General features: G+C 59.7%; 1 protein-coding gene. It reads left to right on the plus strand.

Features of this window, described 5'->3' with window-relative positions; genetic code table 11:
- A partial coding sequence (locus tag J5M71_RS28765) for a transporter substrate-binding domain-containing protein (RefSeq protein WP_207839075.1) occupies nt 1-434 on the plus strand: 434 nt, incomplete at both ends.

The raw sequence follows: 434 nt of genomic DNA on the forward strand, positions 1-434 counted from the left end.
CAACAGATCAAGGACAAAGGCGTGCTCAACGTCGGCCTGGAAGGCACTTACCCACCGTTCAGCTACGTCGACGAGAACGGCAAGCTGTCCGGTTTCGAAGTGGAGCTGTCCGAAGCGCTGGCGCAAAAGCTCGGCGTCAAGGCCAAGATCCAGCCGACCAAATGGGACGGCATCCTCGCCGCACTTGAATCCAAGCGTCTGGATCTGGTGGTCAACCAAGTGACCATCTCCGACGAGCGCAAGAAGAAGGATGACTTCTCCGAACCGTACACCGTGTCCGGCATCCAGGCCCTCGTGCTGAAAAGCAAAGAGTCGGCGCTGAACATCAAGACTGCCGCTGACCTGTCCGGCAAGAAAGTCGGTGTCGGCCTGGGCACCAACTACGAGCAGTGGGTTCGCGCCAACGTGCCGGGTGCTGACGTGCGCACCTACGA

It is taken from the genome of Pseudomonas sp. 43(2021) (genome assembly GCF_017490805.1).
GTDB lineage: Bacteria > Pseudomonadota > Gammaproteobacteria > Pseudomonadales > Pseudomonadaceae > Aquipseudomonas.